Raw genomic sequence first — 1,070 nt, forward strand, 5'->3', positions numbered from 1 at the left:
TGTTTTTCTTTAGAACTGGGAAAAAAAAAGGTGCACGATCTCGCGAATTACTTCTGAATCAGTTCGGAAATAATATGTCTGAACCATAGCCTTTCGTGACTCGTTGGGTAAATTAACTTTGATTCTCTATCAACCACTAATGGGGAACCTTACCATGGTTAAAACTAAATTGTTTGAAGTCCAGGCGTACGGTACGATCGGTACTCTTTCTACCACTATATTAGATTAGTATCGAATTGGTTTCAAAATGAATCGTTGCAATTGATCCGATATAGAACACTCATATAGGGAAAATGATGGGAACTATTCAAAAAAAAAGGATAGCTTTTTTTTATCTAATGCCTAATCGACAACCTAGAGTATAAAGTAAGAAGCATTTTTTGGATTTAAAGAAAATGAAATGGATTCAAATTATGAAAAAACATAACTTTGCTGATCATTAAAGAGGTTTGATGGTCGGAAGAGTCCTCCGAATATTCGGGTCTTGGATCAATTATTTTGATTTTAGATAGAACAGAGAAGAGAGGATAGGCTCATTACATTCAATAGAGTTATTGAATGACCGATAACTAATGGAGCGTGAGAGCCAAATGAATTGAAAAATTCATGTTTGGTTTGGGAAGAGATGATGGGATTTTTAAAATGAAGGAGAAGATAATCTACTTTCATTAAGTGATTTATTAGATAATCGAAAACAGAGAATCTTGCGTACTATTAGAAATTCAGAAAAACTGCGGGAAGGGGCTATCGAACAGCTGGACAAAGCCCGGGCCCGTTTACGAAAAGTAGAAACGGAAGCAGATGAGTTTCGAGTGAATGGATATTCTGAGATAGAACGAAAAAAGGGTGAGTTGATCAATTCAATTTCTACAAATTTGGAACGATTAGAAAAGGACAAAAATGAAACCATTCAATTTGAACAACAAAGAGCGATTAATCAAGTGCGTCAAAGAGTTTTTCAACAAGCTTTACAAGGAGCCCTAGGCACTCTTAATAGTTGTTTGGACAGCGAGTTGCATTTACGTACTATCCGTGCTAATATCGGCATGTTTGAAGCGATGAAAGAAAGA

The 1,070-nt window shown here is 35.7% G+C and carries 1 pseudogene; it reads left to right on the plus strand.

The annotated features are described in order from the left end of the window. Positions 1-680: 680 nt before the first annotated feature. Positions 681-1,070 (plus strand): annotated as a pseudogene (locus QQK25_RS24805) (ATP synthase subunit b); the annotation flags it as partial.

The sequence above is a fragment of the Zoogloea oryzae genome, assembly GCF_030161255.1.
Lineage (GTDB): Bacteria > Pseudomonadota > Gammaproteobacteria > Burkholderiales > Rhodocyclaceae > Zoogloea > Zoogloea oryzae.